The sequence below is a fragment of the Cohnella thailandensis genome (genome assembly GCF_014212135.1).
Taxonomy (GTDB): domain Bacteria; phylum Bacillota; class Bacilli; order Paenibacillales; family Paenibacillaceae; genus Cohnella; species Cohnella thailandensis.
Genome location: NZ_JACJVQ010000008.1, coordinates 207747 through 227880 on the forward strand (window position 1 = coordinate 207747; position 20134 = coordinate 227880).

The window sequence follows — 20134 nt, forward strand, 5'->3', positions numbered from 1 at the left end:
GAAAAAAAAGGAGCGCGTGAGAAGATGAACAACGAGGAGAAGCAACCATCGAGCTTGGAGTCGCTGAGGAGCGAGCTGAACGGCATCAACCGGCAATTGCTGGAGCTGCTGTCGCGAAGGGCGGAGACCGTCCGGGAGATCGGCCGGATCAAGGAGAAGCAAGGAGGACCGGAGTTCGACCCGGTTCGGGAGCAGGAGATGCTGACGGAGCTCGTCGCCGCCAATCCGGGGCCTTTCGACGATAAGACGATCCGTCATCTGTTCAAGCAGATTTTTCAGGCGTCGCTGGACCTGCAGGTTCAGGAACGCAAGAAGGAGCTTCTCGTCAGCCGGCGGGTTCGCAAGGAGGACACGACGATCCAACTGGGCTCCACCGTCATCGGAGGCGGGCGGCCGGTCATGATCGCCGGCCCTTGCTCCGTCGAAAGCTACGAGCAGACCCGCGCGGCCGCGGCCGCCCTTAAGGCGGCCGGCGTTACGGTCATGCGCGGCGGCGCGTTCAAGCCCCGCACCTCGCCGTACGACTTCCAAGGTCTCGGCATCGAGGGGCTTCGCATCCTGAAGGAAGTTGCCGCCGAATTCGGCTTGAAGACGATCAGCGAGATCGTCGATCCGGCCCACGTCGAGCTGGCGGCCGAATACATCGACGTCATCCAGATCGGCGCGCGCAATATGCAGAACTTCGAGCTGCTGAAGGCGGCCGGCGGCGTGAAGACGCCGATTCTGCTCAAACGCGGCCTGGCCGCGACGATCGACGAATTCCTGAACGCCGCGGAGTACATCCTTGCCGGCGGAAACTCCCAGGTCATGCTCATCGAGCGAGGCATCCGCACCTATGAGAAAGCAACGCGCAACACGCTCGACATCTCCGCGGTGCCGATCCTGAAGCAGGAGAGCCACCTGCCGGTGCTCGTGGACGTCACCCACTCCACCGGCCGCAAGGACATCATGGCGCCATGCGCCAAGGCCGCGCTCGCCGCCGGCGCCGACGGCATCATGGTCGAGGTGCATCCGAACCCGGCCGTCGCCCTCTCCGACGCCGCACAGCAGCTCGACATCCCGCAGTTCGAACGCTTCATGGCGGACGTTCGCTCCTCCGGCCTGCTCAAGGACGGGGTGCTGGCTTAAAAGAGATTTGGATTTGCGCGTATGACCCATGTGCGTAGTCTGACTACCTGCATTTCCAGCTAAAAAGGCAGCGCCGCCGGCGCTGCCTTTTCAATCATTAAAACCTTACAGAACCCCCGCGTACTCAAGCCCGTTCTTGACGCCGCCTTCGTCCACCGCGGTCGTCACGTAGTCGGCGTACGGAAGCAGCTCCGCGTGGGAATTGCCCATCGCGATGCCGAGGCCGACGAGCTGCAGCATCTCCTTGTCGTTCAGCCCGTCGCCGAACGCGATCGCTTCCTCCGGCTTGATGCCGAGCCGATCGAGCAGCGCCTTGATGCCTTCCGCCTTGGAGCCCGTATTCGGCAGCACGTCCAGCGCCTTGGCATGCCAGCGAACGAAGCGAAGCTCCGGCAGCTCGGTCGCGTACAGCTGCTCCTCGTGGCTCTCGCAGTGCAGGAACACCTGGTAGATGCCTTCCTTCCTCCAGAAGTCCGCGTCCAACCCCGGATGCTCGACCCGCAGCGAAGCGATTGCCTCGAAGACGAAAGGATGCTCGGGCGACGTGGAGAAATAAGCGCTCTTGCCTTCGAACACGAGCTCGTGCTTGTGCTTCTGAGCAAGTCCGACCAGCTTCTCCAGCACCTCGAGAGCGATCTTGCTCTCGTGCAGGTCCTGTCCTTTGTACTTCACGTAAGCCCCGTTCATGCTGACGTACGATTCGATGCCGACTTCCTCCGCCAACGCCTTGAAGAAATAAGGAGCTCTCCCTGTCGCGATGACGGGCTCGATGCCCCGCTCCTTCAAGCGCCGAATCGCCTCGATGGCGTCCGCCGGAATCCGTTTCTCCTCGTCCACCAACGTCCCGTCGATATCGAAAAAAGCGATTTTATATGACATTTTTTTCTCCCTCTCCTATCTCTATTTTCGCCGATTATAGCACTTTTGCAATTTATATTTCAAAGGTTCGGCCGTGTCCGGGAAATACCGTTCTTTCATTTGTCTTTATAATCTGCGCCCAGCTCCGCTTAATCTTCCCGTTTGAATCGATCGTCGTTCCCTCCAGAGGAAGATCGCCCGTAAAAACGCCTAACCCTTCGATAACCACGCTTATGGAATCTTCGGAATGGCCCGGCGTGCAGAGAAGATACCCAGAGAGGCCTGTTTTTTGCGAAAATGATATGCGATCGTTTGCAACGAGAATATTATGGGGCTTCACGACGATCTCTTTGAACGGACGAAACTTTCTCATGGATTCATTGGCCGATTCCAGGTACTCCGATTGCTTCTCGCTTACGATTAGGTCGATGCCCAGAGCCTGCAGTTCTTCCGCTATTCCGCAGTGATCCGGATGAAAATGAGTGACCGCCAAAAAGCGGATCTCGTTCAGGCGAATGCCGTACTTGCGGAATTGGCTCATCATTTTCTCCAACGTGCCCGGCAATCCCGTATCGATTAGCAGATACCCTTGGTTGCAATGAATGGCATAGTAGTTGGTCGAGTTATAGCCGATGTTGACAACGCCTATCTTATCCATTATCTATCCCCTTTCATATCTGCGTAAATAAAGATCGCCGACCGCTTCGGCCATCGGATGATATCGTTCATAGGACGAATAGACGCCAAGAGCCCATTTCCGCAACGAACTTGCGAGTTCTTCTCCTTCAAGCCCCGCCAAATCCGTCACGGTAAAACGTCCTCTCTCCAAGACAGGCAAAGCAGGGATTGCGGCTTCCGGATGCGATCTTTTGTATTCATCCATGATTTTGCTTAAGAAAGGCGTTTTGGAATAATTCCATTCCACGGACTTATCCAGAATCAAATACTGCCTGGCGAGATGGAAATGGTTATTCCACGTGCCGTGAACCTCCGAATGCTGCAAGCAATGCGCGTCCGCATAGATAAAGGTGGAGGGACCGGTATCGTCTTCGAAGGCGGATGCCAGACGATTGAATATCTCAAAGCATTCAAACACTCCGTTTCGAGTATCGGACCCGCAGAATTGGCACCGCCCGCGATGGATCAGCTTCACGCCCTTTTTTTGCGCTTGACGTTCTATGCTTTGCATGTCAGCTCGCCTCCCTTATAACACAATAAAGGTTAACGCTGCGTGAATGTCAAAGAGAAGCTCGCCCGCGAACAAAAAGGCTGACCTTCAAGCTCTGGAATCCGCCAGAGCAAGGGTCAGCCTCTTTAAACAAAATGCAGAACTCAGCACCGGAAAAGCCCATGCCCGTCCAGCTTCACGAGCGGCTCGGCGTCAAGCGCTAGTCCCTCGTTGCGGCCGTTCAGCGCGACGTCCACGAGCCACCGGGTAAACGGCGCGACGTTCATCTCCTTCATCTCTTCGAAGCTGAAGAAGCCGGCCGCGTCCACCTCGTCCATGTCGGGAACCGGCTCGCCTCCGGCGTAGTCCATCGAGAACGCCACGTAAAGATTATGAATGCTCCGCGGGAGATCCCGGATCGCCACGACGTTGCGCACGACCGCATCGACGCCGCACTCCTCCAACACTTCCCTGCGCACGGTGTCGTGCAGCTGCTCGAGCTGCTCCGCATAGCCCCCGGGATTCGTCCAGTAGCCTTTGCCCGGATCTTGAGCCCGCCGCACGAGCAGCACCTTGTCTTCTCTTAGAACGAGAGCGCCCACGCCGATGCTGTAATTGCCCCAATAGACGAAGCTGCACTCCGGACAGGCCCTTCGCGGAGTCCCGCCGATATCGCGGGTTTCCAATTCGTGTCCGCAGGACATGCAGAATTTCGGTTCCATCCTGTCTCTTCACCTCGTTGTCCAAGCTCAAACGCTTCTCCGATTATACTCCCGAACCGCAGTCGTGCATAGACAGGTTGGAGAGCTAGAGGGGAAGGCGTGGCAAGGGGCAGGCGTGGCGATCCATGCCGACTCGAAACGTTCCTTGTCGAAGAAAGTTTGTTTATTGTCCAAACTTACCATATCCACCCAGGCACGTATCCGAAGAGTGCAAAACAAGGCCATCCGCCGGGGGATGGCCTTGCTCCTATCCTTTGATCCTATTCATTGATCCTACCCATGCCTGCCCATGGTTACTGTTTAGCCAGGAAAGCGTCGATTTGCGATTGCAGCTCGGTTTGGATTTTCTCGAGGCCGGCCGACTTCAGCTGCTTGTTCAGATCCGCGATGCCCTTGTCGATGTCCTTGACCAGGCCGTATTCGAGCGGAATGCCGTAGCGCAGCATGACGTTGCCGACGTTGGCGATCTCCGTCTTCACCTTGCTGTTGTCGAACACGAAGGTTTCCAGAGGGTAGTGGTACACGTCCGCTTCCCAGCTGTTGACCAGGTCGGAAGCTTCTTGCGGGAACGCTTCGTCGGTACGGTTGAGCGGCGAGTTGAAGTTCCAGTTCGAGAAGCCGTAGAAGTTCTGGAACTTGTCGGTCGCCTTATACTTGTCGTCGCCGACCGGCTCGTAGTTCACGCCGCTGATTCCGTACATCATCAGGTCGTGCAGTTCCTTGTCGTTCTGCATCAGCTCGATCAGCATCAGCGAGCGCTCTACGTTCTTGGAGGTGGCGTGAATCGACGTGCCGTTCTGCGTGGAGATGGCCACCGACTTCTTCTTGCCTTGGTTGATGTCCGCCAGCTTCACTTCGTAAGGGGAATTCTCCAGGCGCATCTGGGACATAAGCGCTCCGAGCGTACCGTTGTTATGCGTAATCGATGCCGTCTTGCCTGCCTTGAAATCCTGCTGATGGTCGTTCTTGCTGTTCAGCACGTTCTTGGACCAAGCGTTGTTGTCCGCGAGATCCTTGTAATAAACCATCAGATCCTTGAACTCTTGCGTCTCGTAGACGTTGAACACTTGCCCCTTCTCGTCCGTCAGCTTGTAGGCGAACGGCATATCCAGGTCGAACATGTTCCACTCGTTCTGCTGCTTCAGCAAGACGCGGTCCAGGTTGTGGTACTTCCAATCCCCCGTTTCCGGCGTAAATGGAACGATTCCCTTCTCGTTGGCTGCAATCGTTTTCAAATAAGTGGCAAAACTTTCGGGGCTGTTGATTTCGGGAAGATTGTATTTCTTGCGCAGGTCTTCGCGGTAGAGAATCAGCTTCTCGACGGATTCTCCGCGGTTCTGCGGGATCATGTACAGCTTGCCGTTGACCTTCGCCTGGCCCCAGCTTACTTTCGGCATGTTGGCCCACGTCTGCGGCATGTATTTCTGGATCATCTCGTCCGTAATCTCCAGGAATCCGCCCTTCAGCGCCTGGTCGTTGTACCCGGCCCAGTTAGCCGAATAGATCAGGTCGAAATCTTCGGCAGCGGCCAGCTTCAGCGGATATTTCTGCGCCCAGTCGGACCAGTCGAGGAATTCGCCTTCGAGCGTCGCGTTGATTTTTTCCTTCAGCTTTTTGTTGATTTCCGCGAAGACGGCATCGTAATCGACCGGTTTAGGACCGACGAAGATCATCTTCAGCTTGACTTCTTTGGAGGTGTCGACGGAGGCGCCGGCCGTGCCTTCCGTCTCCGTTGCGGCCGGAGAGCTCGATGCCGACGAAGAAGCGCTCGCGCTCGGCTCCGAGCTTGCGGACGGTTCCGAAGCGTTGTTATTGTTGTTGCCGCAGGCGCTCATGATCATGACGAGCATCATGGCAATCGCCAGCATAATCAATCCGCTTTTCTTTTGCATGTCCTTTCTTCCCCCTAAGTTGATATTCGATTTATCGATAAACCGGGTAGCCCCGGGTTCATCCTTTGACGGCGCCGATCGTCAAGCCTTGAACGAAGAACCTCTGAACGAACGGATAGGCCAGCAGGATCGGGCCGGTGGCCACGACCGTCATCGCCATCTTCAGGCTCTCGGTCGGAATCGCGGTCGTAATGACGGCTCCTGCCCCCATCATGGCCTTGCGCATGCCTTCCATGTTGCCGAGCATCTTGTATAGATAATACTGGAGCGGCATCAGGTTCTCGTTGGAGACGAAGAGCAAGGCGTTGTACCAATCGTTCCAATAGGCAAGGGCAAGGAACAATCCGATCGTCGCCAGCGCCGGCTTGGAGAGCGGCAGGATAAGCTTGGCGTAGATCCGAAAATCGCCCGCGCCGTCGATCTTCGCCGATTCGACGATCGCTTCGGGAATGCCGCTAAGGAACGACTTCATGACGATGATATAGAAGACGTTGAACAACAAAGGAACGACCAGCGCGAGAAAGGTATCCTTCATGTTCAGGTAATTCACGATCAGCAGGTACCAGGGAACGAGACCGCCGCTGAACAGGGTCGTGAAGAAGAAGAAGAACGAAAATCGGTTGCGCCATTTGAAGTCTTTGCGAGACAAAGCGTACGCCGTCATCGAGGTCAGGAACAAGCCGAAGAACGTGCCGGCGGCCGTCACGCAGATCGTGACGATGTACGCCCTGACGATCTGCTCGGGGTATTTGAACAGAAGGCGGTATGCCTCGGTGGAGAAATCGGCCGGGATAAACTGATAGCCGTCGATGATGATTTTGTCTTCGTTCGTCAGCGAGGACGACACGACGAGGATGAAAGGCAGCAGGCATAGCAGCGCCAATATCGTCAGCGATACGTATCCGATGACTGAGAACGCCTTGCGATCCATCTTGCGGACTCCCGTCGCCTTGGCGAACGATTTATCGACGTTAAGCTCCGTTGCGCTCATGGTAGGACCCCCTTCTGTTAGAATAACGCGCGGTCTTTGTCATACCGCCGGACGGCATAGTTGACGAGCATGATCGTCACGAAGCCGAGAACCGATTGGAAGACGCCCGCCGCGGCCGACATGCCGATGTCGTTCGACGTGATCAGCGAGCGGAACACGAAGGTGTCGATGACGTCCGTCGTCGAGAACAGGATTCCGTTGTTGCCGATCATGTTGTAGAACATCCCGAAATCCCCGCGGAAAATATTTCCTACTGCCAACAGCACCAGGATGATGACGGTCGGGTACAGGTTCGGTATCGTCACCTTCATGATTCTCTGGAAGATGTTCGCCCCGTCGATCTCGGCCGCCTCGTACATCTCGGTATCGATGCTGGTTATGGCGGCCAGGTACATGACCGTGCCGTAGCCGAGCCCCTTCCATGCGGATACCAGCACGAGAAGGTACGGCCAGTAGGCGGGCGTATTGTAAATATCGATCGGCTCGAGCCCGAGGCCCCTAAGCAGCACGTTCACGGTGCCGATATCGTAATTGAGCAGGTTATAGGCGATCGCCCCGACGACGACCCACGATATGAAATAAGGGAGGAACATCGCCGATTGAATGATTTTGCGGAACCACTTGCCTCCTACTTCGAACAGCAGGATGGCCGCGAAGATTTGCAGGGCGTTATTTACGGCGATAAAAGCGATGTTGTAAAGCGCCGTATTGCGCGTCACCCGGAAGGCATCCCCCGATTCGAAGAAGAAGCGGAAGTTATCGAAACCGTTCCATGGGCTACCGAAGATGCCGCCGGCGTAATCGTAACGCTTGAAGGCGATCACGATGCCCGCCATCGGGAGATAAGCGAATAGCAGATAGAAAATGACCGCCGGCGTCAGCATCAATAAGAGGACTTTGTAGTTTTTCAGATCGTTCCAGAACGTTTGCCGTTTCATCGCTGCTCTCCTCTCTCGTCTCTGTAGCTCTCATTATAGAAGTCCAAGCGGATCGATAGGATTCAGCGAATCAACTAAACATAATACTTTTTCAACGATTCGACGCAAAAAGGCCCCTGTTCCGAACGGAACCTGAGCCTCAAGAAGGAGGAATGCCCTCAGATCTTGCGTTTTTTCCGGTATTCGCCGGGCGACATGCCCATGACCTGTTTGAACTGCCTGTTAAAGTAGATGATATTCTTATAGCCGACCTGCTCCGCGATTTCGTATACCTTCTTCGTGGGGTCCTCGAGCAGCTCGCACACCCGCTTCATTCGCAGCTCGTTCAGGTAATCGCTGAACAGGCTGTTCGTTTCCGCCTTGAACAGCTGGCCCAAATAATTCGGCGTAAAGTTGAAGCGGGCGGCCACCTCGTTCAGCGTGATTTTCTGCTCCAATCGGCCTTGGACGTATTCGGTAATCTCGGCGATCAGCTTGCGCTTCTGCTTCTGCCGCTTCATGTAGAGCAGCTCGGACAGCTCGAAGAAGCGGCGCCGCAGCCAGGAGAGAATGTCGTGCACGGTCTCGAACTGGAACAGCACGAACGGCTGGTGGGAATCCCAATTGAGAATCTCGTATAGGTGCTCGTTCATTTGCCGCAGGTCCGCATGCAGCTTGGACGTGATCCGAATGATAAGGTCGTAGATCTCGTTCTTCTGGGAGGGCGGGCTGTCCCCGTCGAACAGCTGCAGCAAGCAATCGTCGATGGCCGTAAGGTCGTACTCCAGCATGGCCTTCAGCATCCGGTCGACGATCTCCTCCAGATTCGAAGCGATCCTCTCCTTGGGGCGCCATTCCGAAGCGTCCTGGATCAGCCGGTTTTTGCCGAGGATCCACTTGATGCTCAGCGCCGCCCGCGCCTGCCGGTAGGAGTCGTGCAGCTTGTCGAATTCCGTGGTATACATCCCCGTGCCTATCGTCACCGTATAGGAGAACGTCTCGCGGAACGCGCGAATGAGCTCTTCGAGCAGTGCCGAGAAATACGGCTCCTGAACGGAAGCCACGATGACGAAGTGGTAGTCGTAGGTCGCCATCGCCATGCCCAATTGATGATCCTGAGCGAACTTCCGGATAAAATGGGACGCCCGGTTCGTCCAAGACCTCCGTTCGTCTTCGGACGATTGACGGAGCTTCCACGCGATATCGTCGATCTCGAGGATGGCGACCGCGGTTCCCGCTTGCATCACCGGAGCCAGCAGCGCGCGAATGTGCGTCTCGACGTCCCCCGGCGCCGGCTCGTTGAACCAGCGCAGCAGCAGCTCCTGGTTCACGAGGGACATGGTCTCGGTCAAGGAGTTGTGCTGGTTCCTCTCCTGCTCGATCTTGGCGCACAGGCCGGTCAAGGCGGCATTCAGCTCGCCGTCCTCTACCGGCTTGAGCAAGTATCCGGAAGCGTTCATTTCGATCGCTTCTTTGGCATAGCCGAAGTCCTGGTGCCCGCTGATAAAGACGATGTGGACGTTCGGATTCCTCGCTTTGGCTTGCCGCGCGAACTCCGTCCCGGACAGGATCGGCATGCGAATGTCGGACAGAATGATATCCACCGGGCTCTGCTCCAGGATCTTCAACGCGGCGAACCCGCTTGAAGCCGTCGTAACGCTATGGATGGGCAAATGCTCGTGGGAGACGACCCGGCGCCGCAGCCATTCCAGATCGATCGCCTCGTCGTCCACCAGCAGAACGTTGATCTCGATAGCCATCTTTCCCTATGCCCCCTTATCTTCCCGGATCTCCGCGTTATCGATCGGCAGAATGAGTTGAACGGTCGTGCCGGCTCCATAATGGCTGCCGATGCGGATGCCGTAATCGTTGCCGTACCTCAGCTTGATTCTCTCCTCCACGTTCCTCAAGCCGTAGCCAGTCGGATCAGGAGAGCCCGAGCGCATGGCCCTTAACGTATCCGGCCGCATGCCGATGCCGTTGTCGATCACTTTCAACTCGATGCGGTCTCCGAGCCTCTTGCCGGTAAGGCGGATCGCGATCGATTCCCCGAACCAGGCATGCTTAAAAATATTTTCCACGAACGGCTGCAGAATCAGCTTGATAACGGGGATATGCAGGATGTCCGGGTCGATATCGTAGTAAACCCGGAAAGCATCCGCGTACTTGACCCTTTGAATGTCGAGATACGTCTTGACCTGCTCCACTTCCTTGTCCAGGGAGATATCCACTTGCCCTTCGTTCAATGTCAGCCGGTAAAATCTCGAGAGCCCGTGAACCATCTGGGTGACCTTGTCGGCTTCCCCCAGATTCGCCAAGCTGCCGATGGTCGAGAGAGTGTTATAGAGGAAGTGGGGGCTGATCTGCGCCTGCAGCGCGTCCAGCTCCGCTTGCTTCTTATGGATGCCCTGCTCGTAGACGTTCCGGATCAGCTCCTGGATGCTTCGGGCCATCCGATTGAACGCATCCGCGATAAACACGAATTCGTCGTTCCCGGTAAACCCGATCCGCTTGTGAAAGTTCCCTTCCTGGAACGATTGGACCAGGGTGACGATCCTCTTCATTTTCTTGCCGGACAGGCGGGCGACCAGGTAGCCGATAAAGGCCATCACCAGGAAGCTGATCAAGCACACGGTCTCGATGACCCGCTGCATTCGGCTGGCGTCCTGGGACAAATAGCTTCTCGGCACCCGGGTTTCAATGACGAAGTTAGACCCGGGGATGTCTTCGGTCAGGAGCAGATAGGAGCCGTCCCTCGCGTCCCCGCTCGCTTCTCCCCGCTCGTAGACGCTTGTCCCCGTCGCTTTATCCAACAGACGAAGAGCGATCCCCCGTTCGATCGGGAACGTATCGAAGTTGCCGAGGAGCTCGTCGAATCTCGCCGTGACGCGGACATAGCCGATGACGGAAGGAGCCCCGCTCGAATTCACCAGCTTGCGAAAGTAGGAAAGGTTCCCGAGCTCGCGATCCGTCTCGATCTGAATCCAGATATTGTCCTGGTTTAAGCTCGCGATCGACCGGAACCATTCCGCATGCTCGATGTTCCGATAGGAGAGAACGTAATAGTCGCTTCGGCCGATCGGCTGCGTCATGTCGTCACCCGGGATTTCGAGCATCGAGTCGTTGACGGGATACAGCACCAGCCTCAGCTTGTTCCCGTACAGTTGAAGGGGAGACTTCATGTACGGAACGATATCGTCTCTCATCTTCAGCATGTTCTCTACGATATCGCCTCTGAATTGAAGGGCATTCTGAAAGTTCGTATTGAGAAAAAGGGAGTTCGACATCCGCTTGATTTCGTCCATCTGGTACACGATATTGTTCCGAGTCTGCTCCAGAGCCGTCCGAATGTTCGTTTCCGCCATCTCGGTTCGGGACTGAACGAGCATGGTGAAGGAGATATACCCGACGGCTATGTCCGTCAGCAGGACAAGGACGAGATACGGAACCAGCATCTTGTACGTGAACGGGATATACTTCTTGCCGGACAGGAATCTCTTCACGCGCGCGCTCCCCTTAGGTAAGGCTCTGATGTGTGATAGAGCAGAGACATTTCGCCTCATTTTACACCGAAAAGTAAGCGGTTACTAGAGTTTAAAACTCGATAGCCCTCAAATCACGTGCGCCCTCATTCTCTCCTCTAGCTCCGACGCTCTAGCCACCACCCGCTCTTCCGTGGCGTAGCTGCTAGGAGCGGCGCATGGCGAGGCAGACGAATGGACGTAACGGAAATGAGAGACGCTATTCGGTTCCAAAAGCCGGGTTTCTCCAGCTAACGGAAATGAGAGACGCTATTCCGAGAATTTTGCCGATTCAGCGGAGCAAAAACGAAAATAAGGGGCTCCCACTTCCGTTAGAATTCAATAGAGCCGGATTTCGGGCAAATAGAGGCTGTGATTTCCGTAAGAAGTTTAGAGAGTAGACTTGCAATGAAAAAAGGCCGTCCCTCGCGAGATGGCCCTTGCCTAAGAAATCTCCGTATGCTGCTCTACATGTCCGCGCTGCGGGCGCAGCGAAAGCCCATGTTGCCGGCGGAGCTGTCCGGCGTGTTGGAGCTGCGGGCGGCAACGCGATAGCGATTGCAGTAGGAATCGTGGCAGAGGTAGGAGCCGCCCTTCATGACCTTGCTGACGCCGTTCTCCGGACCCTTCGGGTTGACGCAACGCTCGGCGGAGGCGCCGGGCAAGGAATGCGAGATGTCGAACCAATCCGAGCAGAATTCCCAGACGTTGCCGACCATGTTGCAGAGTCCGTAGCCGTTGGGTTCATAGGCGTGAACGGGCGCCGTGCCCGCGTAGCCGTCCGCCGCATTATTAACGTGCGGGAACTGTCCTTGCCAGACGTTACATCGATGCTCGCCGTGCGGCTCCAACTCGTCTCCCCAAGGGAAGCGTTTCTGCTCCAGCCCGCCGCGGGCCGCGTATTCCCATTCCGCTTCGGTCGGCAGCCGTTTGCCCGCCCAGGCGCAATACGCTTCGGCATCGGTGAAGCTGACATGGATGACCGGATGATCGAGCCGATCCCGAATGTCCGAATCCGGACCTTCCGGATGGCGCCAATCCGCCCCTTCGACGACCCACCACCATGGAGTGCGATACACTTGCTGCCGGACGCCCGCCGCCGTCGCCTTCGAGACGAACAGATGGAAGACATAAGACCAGCCGTAACGCTCCGCTTCGGTGACGTACCCCGTTGCCTCTACGAATATGGCGAACTCGGCATTAGTGACCGAATACTTATCGATATAGAAGGGAGCGACCTCCACTTCCCGCACGGGCCCCTCCCCATCGCTCGGAAAGCCTTCTTTGTCCTCCGTCCCCATTAGGAATACGCCTCCGGATAGATAAACCATCGGAGGCTCCTCTCTCCGAGTACCGCCTTTCTCCGGTTCCGCTTGCGACGCCTTATTCGCCTTCAGCCTGCCGAAAGAAGATACCGCGATAAGCGGATCCCCGCCCTCCGCGCCGTCTCGTCTGGCAGCGCAGCAAGGCTTCAGCTCTCCGTTCTCTTTCCCTTCCATATGTACCCTCTCCTTCTTCATAGACTAGAGATCCGATTCTACTTCTGGCTGCGCCGATATTCGATCGGAGACATGCGCTCGCTCTGCTGGAACGCGCGGGAGAAATGATGCTGGTCCGCGAAGCCGACCGCCCCGGCGATTTCTTTGATCGGATGGGCGGTAAGGGTCAGCAGCTCCTTCGCCCTCTGCATGCGCGCGTGACGCACGTACTTCATGGGGGAGACGCCGATTGCCGCCTGGAACAGCGCCCTCAGCTGCTCTTTGCTGAGAGCGGCCCGATCGGCCAGCTCTTCCAAGCTCAAAGGACTGTCCAGCCTTCCTTCCACGTACTCGCACACCTCGAACACCCTCGTATCATAGGAAGCCGGCTGCTCCGGAAGCAGATGGCTCAGAGCCCCGAACAGGCTCAGCATCCAGTCCAAGCCCGCCGACCGGATCTTCATGTGCTGGATGGCCTGGAACGTGTTCAACGTGAACGATGGATACTTGTGCTCGTACCCCCTCTCGCTGGTCTTCAGATCCTCCGGCTTGAACCACTGCAAGTAAGAGGAGTATTCCCTCGCGATCTCCCTCCATTTGCGGACGAGCTCGCCGAACTGCTCCGGGTCGGCGGACGAGACGACGTAAGGGAATCGGTACAGCCGGATCAGATCGAACATCCCGACCTTGGCCTCGCAAGCGAAGGAGATGAAATGAAATGCCTCGTCTCCGTCGATTTGGACCCAGCCTTGCAGAGTCTTGGATGGAATGCAGACGATATCTCCCTTCTTAAGCGGGTAGCGGATCCGGTTCAGCTCGATGACGGCGCTCCCTCCCAGCACGAGCCAAATGGCCGTGTACGGGAACAAATAGCCGGAATGCTGCCGGATGTTCAGGTGCCATTCCTTCAACCAGCGAATGTTGATGTTGAGCGGATCGAGCGAGCTCCGATTGCTGAATTCCATGAATACGGTCATTCCGCCTCGCCTCCTAACGGACCATAATCTGCATTTTTGAAACCTAATCGCCCTTGCTAGATAAATACGGGAATAGCTCCGAATGCTACAATAGTAACCATTGAACGCTTCAAATACAAGTATGTTAATGGGAATACTAGAACTGCATTTCAGACCGGACAACCGGATGCTGCCGATTTTAGGCCCTGAACGATCTGGGAGGTAGATGAGATGAGAAAAAAAGCTTGGGCATTAACGATCGCGCCGATTGCGGCATTGAGCTTGGCATTGGCAGGCTGCGGCGGGGGGACCAACGAGGGTAACGGAGCCGCGGCGGGCCAGGGGACGGGAGCTTCGTCCGGAGAGAAGGTCACGCTCAAATTCTGGTACCCGACCGCCGAACAAATCGCCATCGACGCGGTAAACGCGCAGATCGATAAATTCGAGAGCCTGCACCCCGATATTAAAGTCGAATTGACCACGATTCCCTTCTCGGAATATTTCCAGAAGCTGTCCGTCGCCTATTCGGGCGGCTTGCAGCCGGACGTGCACGGACTCGGCTTCGGCCAGTTGATCTCGACCGTGGGCCAAGGCAAGTACCTCGACCTGCAGCCGTATATCGACAAGGACGACTGGGAGGGCCGGAACGACTTCTTCCCCGACATTCTGAAGGCCGGCCAGTGGCAAGGAGGACAGTACGGCCTGCTGCTCCCCGAGATCCGTCCGCTCGCCTGGCGCAAGGACTTCTTCGAAGAAGCCGGACTCGATCCGGAGTCGCCGCCGAAGACGGTCGACGAGCTGTTCGAGCTCGCGAACAAGCTGAAGGTCGTCGAGAACGGCAAGACGGTCCGGGCTGGAATCGACATCGCGACCAGCAACGGCGAGCAGCCCTATCTGTCGCTGCTTCTGCTGCTGGGGGAGGACTTCTACGACGACGAAGGCAACCCGACGTTCGACTCCGACACCTCGATCAAGCTGGTCGAGCGATTGGTCCAATTGTACAAGGACGGCGCCATCATTCCTTATAATTCCCAGCAGGTCGGAGGAAGCACGTTCACTCAGAGCCAGGCGGCCATGGCCTTCGTCTCGACGGCGGGCGCCGCTGCTCTTAAGCAATCCGCAGGAGCCGACAAGCTTGGCTGGGCCCTCCCTCCGGAAGGAGCGGCCGGCAACCGGACCTCTCTGGTCTTGGGCACCTTCCTTACCGCCGCGAAGAACACGAAACATCCGGAAGAGGCATGGGAATTCCTCAAGTTCTGGTTCGAGAAGGACAACGTCTTCGAATTCGCGACGAAGACCGGCTTTATCCCGCCGCTTCAATCGCTTAAGGACGAATACGTCAAGCTGAGCCCGGAGAACGAAATTTCCTTCGAAGCGCTGAACCATGCCCAAGGGTATCGGGCATCCGAGCTGTGGGGGATCAACGTCAAATATTTGCGGCTGGCGCTTGAAGAGGCCTATAACGGAGTCAAGCCCGCGGCCGATGCGCTTAAGGATAACGCGAAGCTGGCGAGGGACGAGATTGCCGGCTTGAAGTAAAAAGAGAGTTGACATTACGACCGCATCGCAAGCTTCGCCCGACGCGCCGCTTCGGGCGAAGCTCTTGTCCGCGAGGAAGGAGGCTTTATCGGCATGAACCGAGGCTGGAACCGCATCGTCCCTTATTTGTTGATCTTGCCGAACTATTTGATCTTTGCCGTATTCGTGCTGGCGCCGGTGCTGTGGATCGTCTACCTCAGCTTTACCGACTACACGATCCTGCAGCCCTCCGAGTGGATCGGAGGCCGAAACTACGAACGGCTGCTACAGGATACCCTTTTCCGCAAAGCGATCGTCAATACGATATGGTATTGGATCGGCACCATCGTCCCTACTATTTTGCTGGGCCTCATTCTGGCCGCGCTGCTCACGATGAAGATTCGTCTCTTGGCCGCCTTCCGCGCTCTTATCTACCTGCCCGGCGTCCTCTCGTCGGTGGCCGTCGCCATGACATGGCTGTGGCTCCTCGATCCGTTGCAGGGTCCGATCAACGGCGCGCTCGAGGCGGTCGGCATCGGGGGCCGGAATTGGCTGCAGAATCCGGACACGTCGCTGCCGTCCATCATCGTCATCGGCGTCTGGACCGGGCTCGGCTACGCGATGATCGTCCTGCTCGCGGGCATTCAGGGCATCCCGGAGAGCCTGTACGAGGCCGCTTCGCTCGACGGCGCTTCCGGTCCGCAGAGATTCCGCTTCATCACGGTTCCGCTTCTGAAGCCGATCCTGCTTTTCCTATTTATTACCGCCACCATTCGCTCGTTCCAGGTGTTCGATCTCGTCTACATCCTGACGGGCGGCGGTCCGGCCAATTCGAGCACGACCATCGTGACGCAGATCGTCGGCGCCAGCTTCCAGGAATATCGGATGGGCTACGCCTCCTCCATGGCGGTCTTCCTGCTCGGCATCACGCTTATAGTCACCATGCTGCAATATTGGCTGGGAAGCCGCAATACGACCACGGAGTAGGTGAATGAACGATGAAGCATACCCTAACCGAACGAAGTCTGGCCTATCTGTTCTTGACGCTGATCGCGCTGGTCGCGATCATTCCCTTGGTTATCGCCTTGTTCACCTCGTTGAAGGGGGACGAAGAGTTCTCGCTGGGCGGCATGACGCTGCTGCCCTCCTCCTGGCATCCGGAGAATTATTCTCGCGCGTGGGAGATGGCGGATTGGGGCGTCTTTATCCGCAACTCGGCTATCGTGACCGCGGCCGCCGTCGGAGGAAGCCTCGTGCTGAATCTGCTCGCCGGATTTACGTTTGCTCGAATTCGTTTTCCCGGTCGCACCCCTCTCTTCCTGCTGCTGCTGCTCGGATTGATGATCCCCGCCCAGGTAACGGTCATTCCGCAGTTTATCATCATGAAATCCATCCCCTTGTTCGGGGGCAACGATTGGCTCGGACAGGGCGGCAACGGCTGGTTGGACAGCTATTGGGCGCTGATCGTTCCCGAGCTGGCCGGCGCGTTCGGCGTCTTCATGGCCCGGCAATTCTACCTGCAATTCCCGAAAGCGCTGGACGACGCTTCCTACATCGACGGAGCCGGCTACCTGCGGCTGTTCTTCTCCGTCTATCTCCCGCTGAGCGGCCCGCTTCTCGCGACTCTCGGCATTTTCAAATTCGTCTCCGTCTGGAACGATTTTTTCCACCCGCTTCTTTATACCAACTCTCCCGGAATGCGGACGGTACAGCTCGGCTTGCAGGTGTTCCGCGGGGAGCACCAGGTGCAGTACAACCTGCTGATGGCGGCCTCCCTGCTCGTGTCGATTCCGATTCTGATCATGTTTTTTGTTTTCCAAAAGCAGTTTATTCGGAGCATGGTATCCACCGGAGTGAAAGGATGATAACGATTGAAAGCCATCATGGTCATGTTCGATACGCTTAACCGCCGGATGCTCTCTCCTTATGGGGCTCCGGACTGGATTCATACCCCAAACTTCAAGAGATTGGCCGAGAGAACGGCCGTCTTCGACAACAGCTATATCGGCAGCATGCCATGCATGCCGGCCCGCCGCGAGCTTCATACGGGAAGGCACAACTTCCTGCACCGCAGCTGGGGACCGCTGGAGCCGTTCGACGATTCCGCCATCGAGCTGCTCGGCGACGCGGGCGTCTACACCCACCTGGTCACGGACCACCAGCACTACTGGGAGGACGGCGGCGGCACCTATCATCCGCGCTATCGAAGCTTCGAGCTCATAAGGGGACAGGAAGGAGATCCGTGGAAAGGCGAAGTAAACGACGAAGGACTGCCCGAGGAGTTAGGACAGCTTCATCCGTATGCCCATAAGCTGGGCAGGCAGGATCGGATCAACCGCAAGTACATTCGGGAGGAAAAGGAATTTCCGCAAGCCCGAACCTTCTCCAAGGGACTGGAATTCATCCGCAAGAACGCGGACGAGGACCGCTGGTTCCTGCAGCTCGAGACGTTCGACCCGCACGAGCCGTTTTACAGCCCGGAATTGTACAAAAATCTGTATCCCCACCGTTACGAAGGAAGAGCGTTCGATTGGCCGACTTACGGTCCCGTCACCGAGACGAAGGAGGAGGTCGAGCATCTCCGGTACGAGTACCTGGCGCTGCTCAGCATGTGCGACCATTATTTGGGGCGGGTTTTCGATACGATGGATGAGCTCGGGCTGTGGGACGACACGATGCTGATCGTCAACACCGACCACGGGTTCCTGCTCGGGGAGCACGATCAATGGGCGAAGTGCGTTCAACCGTTCTATAACGAAGTGGCCCATACCCCTCTCTTCATCTGGGATCCCCGGAGCCGGGTCCAAGGGGTCAATCGCCGCAGTCTCGTCCAAACCGTCGATCTGCCCGCCACGCTGCTGGACTTCTTCGGCCTGCCTCTGCCGAAGGATATGCAGGGCAAGCCGCTGTCCGAGACGATCGCTTCCGACAAGTCCGTGCGGGAGGCGGCTCTGTTCGGCTTGCATGGCGGACACGTGAACGTGACCGACGGAAGGTACGTCTACATGCGCGCAGCCGCGTCCCCGGACAACCGTCCGCTCTACGACTACACGCTGATGCCGACCCATATGAGGAGCCGGTTCCGGCCGGAGGAGCTGCGGGACGCGGAGCTGTCGGAGCCGTTCTCCTTCACCAAGGGAACCAAGCTGCTGCGGATTCCGGCAAGCACTTATGGCCATCTGCATCAATACGGCACGCTGCTGTTCGATCTCGAGCAGGACCCCGAGCAGAGGCATCCGATCCAGGATCCGGCAATCGAAGCGAGAATGATCGATTTGCTGAAGAAGCTGATGGCGGCGAACGACGCGCCTCCGGAGCAGTACGTGCGGATCGGATTGGCGGAATGAGAAAAGCCATCGAGGAGATCCCGTTTATGGGGTCTCCTCGATGGCTTCTTGCTTCTCTAATCAAGACAAGCTTTGCAACGCCTCGCGGGTGAACGGAACCAGCTCGTCGAGCTTGCCGTCGCGAATCTTGGCGGCCCAGGCGGGATCGGCCAGCAAGGCGCGGCCGACGGCGACGAGGTCGAATTCCCCGTCCTCCAGCCTGCGCAGGAGGGCTTCGATATCCGCATTGCCGGCTCCTTCGCTGGTCGGCTTGAACGTGTTCATGAAGTCGTCGTCCAGGCCGACCGATCCGACCGTAATCGCCGGCTTGCCGGTCAGCTTCTTGATCCAGCCTGCGAAGTTGAGGTCGGAGCCTTCATACTCCGGCTCCCAGAAGCGGCGGGTCGAGGCGTGGAAAATGTCGACGCCCGCATCGACGAGCGGCTTCAGCAGCTCGCCGAGAAGCTCCGGCGTCGGAGCGAGCCTCGCTCGGTAATCGACCGACTTCCACTGGGAGAGGCGCAGCACGATCGGGAAGTCCGGTCCCACGGCCGCACGGACCGCCGCAACGACTTCCGCGGCGAACCGCGTTCTTCCCAGCATGTCGCCGCCGTATTCATCCGTTCGCTTGTTCGTCCGCTCCCACAGGAACTGATCGATTAGGTAGCCGTGGGCGCCGTGGATCTCGACGCCGTCGAAGCCTAGCTTCTTCGCGTTCGCCGCGGCTTCGGCGTAGGCGTTCACCAGCCCTTTGATTTCTTCGACGCTCAAAGCGTGACCCGTCTGCGCCCCGTCGGCGGTCAATCCCGAAGGGCCGACCGGAACCGCGTCCGATTCGGGGAAAACAGCCGGGTTGCGGGCCATGCCGACATGCCAGATCTGAGGGATGATTTTGCCTCCGGCTTCATGCACCTCGCGCACGACGTTCGCCCAGCCCTGCAGCGCTTCTTCGCCGTAGAAGTGCGGGACGTCGCGATCCGCCGCGGCCGCCGGGTGCTCGATGACCGTTCCTTCGGTCACGATCAGGCCGACGCCGTTCTCCGCGCGCCGCCTGTAATAAGCCGCCACGTCCGGTCCCGGAACGCCGCGCGGCGAGAAGCTGCGCGTCATCGGAGCCATCACGATGCGGTTGGACAAACTTAATTTCTCGCTGTCGAAGGGGCGAAACAAAGCATCCACGCTAGGCGATTTAATGGTCATCGTTACTTCCTCCTTATATTTCGGACAGAGAAGATTCTTAATGATTCTTATCGGCTCCTCATATCCGCCTTTTATTCCGAGTGATATTCTTGGTGTTTCTTTATTATATCTATTTTTATAGATATGTAAATATAAAGTTGCCAAGTCAATGACGTACTTGGGGATCGAACGGGCTTGCCGATACGGTACGGGCGGCAACTACGTGAGCATTCTAGTGAGCATTCCTATTTTGCACCATAAAGAGGATACCCACATACTCAGAGATGCACGACTTTTCCGTGCAACGCGCCCCAGAGTAGCCTTCCGAGGCGGTGATACACGGCTTTTCCGCACAACGCCACCCCAGAGCGACCTGCCGAGGCGGAGATGCACGACTTTTCCGTGCAACGCGCCCCAGAGTAGCCTTCCGAGGCGGTGATACACGACTTTTCCGCACAACGCCACCCCAGAGCGGCTTGC

General features: G+C 57.2%; 17 protein-coding genes. 5 read left to right on the forward strand and 12 right to left on the reverse strand.

Features of this window, described 5'->3' with window-relative positions:
• The first annotated feature begins 24 nt into the window (after positions 1–24).
• Positions 25–1128 carry a bifunctional 3-deoxy-7-phosphoheptulonate synthase/chorismate mutase gene (locus H7B67_RS12335; RefSeq protein WP_185120127.1) on the forward strand — a complete coding sequence of 368 codons (1104 nt, stop codon included), beginning with the start codon at positions 25–27 and terminating at the stop codon, positions 1126–1128.
• Between the two features lie 105 nt (positions 1129–1233).
• Here H7B67_RS12335 and H7B67_RS12340 read toward each other — a convergent pair whose 3' ends face one another.
• The 11 genes from H7B67_RS12340 to H7B67_RS12390 all read right to left on the reverse strand — a co-directional run bounded on the left by H7B67_RS12340 (position 1234) and on the right by H7B67_RS12390 (position 13652).
• The gene (locus H7B67_RS12340) at positions 1234–2007 is read right to left on the reverse strand and encodes a Cof-type HAD-IIB family hydrolase (protein ID WP_185120128.1); all 774 of its coding nucleotides are present in this window, start codon (positions 2005–2007) and stop codon (positions 1234–1236) included.
• A 52-nt stretch (positions 2008–2059) separates the two neighbouring features.
• On the reverse strand, positions 2060–2644 hold the full coding sequence (locus tag H7B67_RS12345; RefSeq protein WP_185120129.1) for an MBL fold metallo-hydrolase: 585 nt from the start codon (positions 2642–2644) through the stop codon (positions 2060–2062).
• A gap of 3 nt (positions 2645–2647) precedes the next feature.
• Entirely contained in the window at positions 2648–3175 is a 528-nt protein-coding gene (locus H7B67_RS12350) for a DUF5946 family protein (RefSeq protein ID WP_185120130.1), read from the reverse strand.
• Positions 3176–3318: 143 nt separating this feature from the next.
• On the reverse strand, positions 3319–3876 hold the full coding sequence (locus H7B67_RS12355; protein ID WP_185120131.1) for an NUDIX domain-containing protein: 558 nt from the start codon (positions 3874–3876) through the stop codon (positions 3319–3321).
• A 293-nt stretch (positions 3877–4169) separates the two neighbouring features.
• Entirely contained in the window at positions 4170–5768 is a 1599-nt protein-coding gene (locus H7B67_RS12360) for an ABC transporter substrate-binding protein (RefSeq protein ID WP_185120132.1), read from the reverse strand.
• Between the two features lie 58 nt (positions 5769–5826).
• The gene (locus tag H7B67_RS12365; RefSeq protein WP_245363878.1) at positions 5827–6699 is read right to left on the reverse strand and encodes a carbohydrate ABC transporter permease; all 873 of its coding nucleotides are present in this window, start codon (positions 6697–6699) and stop codon (positions 5827–5829) included.
• 77 nt (positions 6700–6776) lie between these two features.
• The gene (locus H7B67_RS12370; RefSeq protein WP_185120134.1) at positions 6777–7697 is read right to left on the reverse strand and encodes an ABC transporter permease; all 921 of its coding nucleotides are present in this window, start codon (positions 7695–7697) and stop codon (positions 6777–6779) included.
• Between the two features lie 158 nt (positions 7698–7855).
• Entirely contained in the window at positions 7856–9436 is a 1581-nt protein-coding gene (locus H7B67_RS12375) for a response regulator (protein WP_221468750.1), read from the reverse strand.
• A gap of 6 nt (positions 9437–9442) precedes the next feature.
• Positions 9443–11179 (reverse strand): sensor histidine kinase, encoded by a 1737-nt coding sequence (locus H7B67_RS12380; protein ID WP_342592587.1) that lies wholly within the window; start codon positions 11177–11179, stop codon positions 9443–9445.
• Between the two features lie 485 nt (positions 11180–11664).
• Positions 11665–12696: a formylglycine-generating enzyme family protein gene (locus tag H7B67_RS12385; RefSeq protein ID WP_185120136.1), complete on the reverse strand. Its 1032-nt coding sequence runs from the start codon at positions 12694–12696 to the stop codon at positions 11665–11667.
• Between the two features lie 38 nt (positions 12697–12734).
• On the reverse strand, positions 12735–13652 hold the full coding sequence (locus H7B67_RS12390; RefSeq protein WP_185120137.1) for a helix-turn-helix domain-containing protein: 918 nt from the start codon (positions 13650–13652) through the stop codon (positions 12735–12737).
• 210 nt (positions 13653–13862) lie between these two features.
• Between H7B67_RS12390 and H7B67_RS12395 the strand changes: the two genes are divergently transcribed.
• The 4 genes from H7B67_RS12395 to H7B67_RS12410 all read left to right on the forward strand — a co-directional run bounded on the left by H7B67_RS12395 (position 13863) and on the right by H7B67_RS12410 (position 18496).
• A complete protein-coding gene (locus H7B67_RS12395; RefSeq protein WP_185120138.1) occupies positions 13863–15170 on the forward strand; it encodes an ABC transporter substrate-binding protein in 1308 nt (435 codons plus the stop codon).
• A 93-nt stretch (positions 15171–15263) separates the two neighbouring features.
• Positions 15264–16136 carry a carbohydrate ABC transporter permease gene (locus H7B67_RS12400; protein WP_185120139.1) on the forward strand — a complete coding sequence of 291 codons (873 nt, stop codon included), beginning with the start codon at positions 15264–15266 and terminating at the stop codon, positions 16134–16136.
• Between the two features lie 11 nt (positions 16137–16147).
• Positions 16148–17014 carry a carbohydrate ABC transporter permease gene (locus H7B67_RS12405; protein ID WP_185120140.1) on the forward strand — a complete coding sequence of 289 codons (867 nt, stop codon included), beginning with the start codon at positions 16148–16150 and terminating at the stop codon, positions 17012–17014.
• A gap of 6 nt (positions 17015–17020) precedes the next feature.
• Positions 17021–18496 carry a sulfatase gene (locus tag H7B67_RS12410; protein WP_185120141.1) on the forward strand — a complete coding sequence of 492 codons (1476 nt, stop codon included), beginning with the start codon at positions 17021–17023 and terminating at the stop codon, positions 18494–18496.
• Positions 18497–18556: 60 nt separating this feature from the next.
• Here H7B67_RS12410 and H7B67_RS12415 read toward each other — a convergent pair whose 3' ends face one another.
• A complete protein-coding gene (locus H7B67_RS12415) occupies positions 18557–19675 on the reverse strand; it encodes an NADH:flavin oxidoreductase (RefSeq protein WP_185120142.1) in 1119 nt (372 codons plus the stop codon).
• Between the last annotated feature and the right edge of the window lie 459 nt (positions 19676–20134).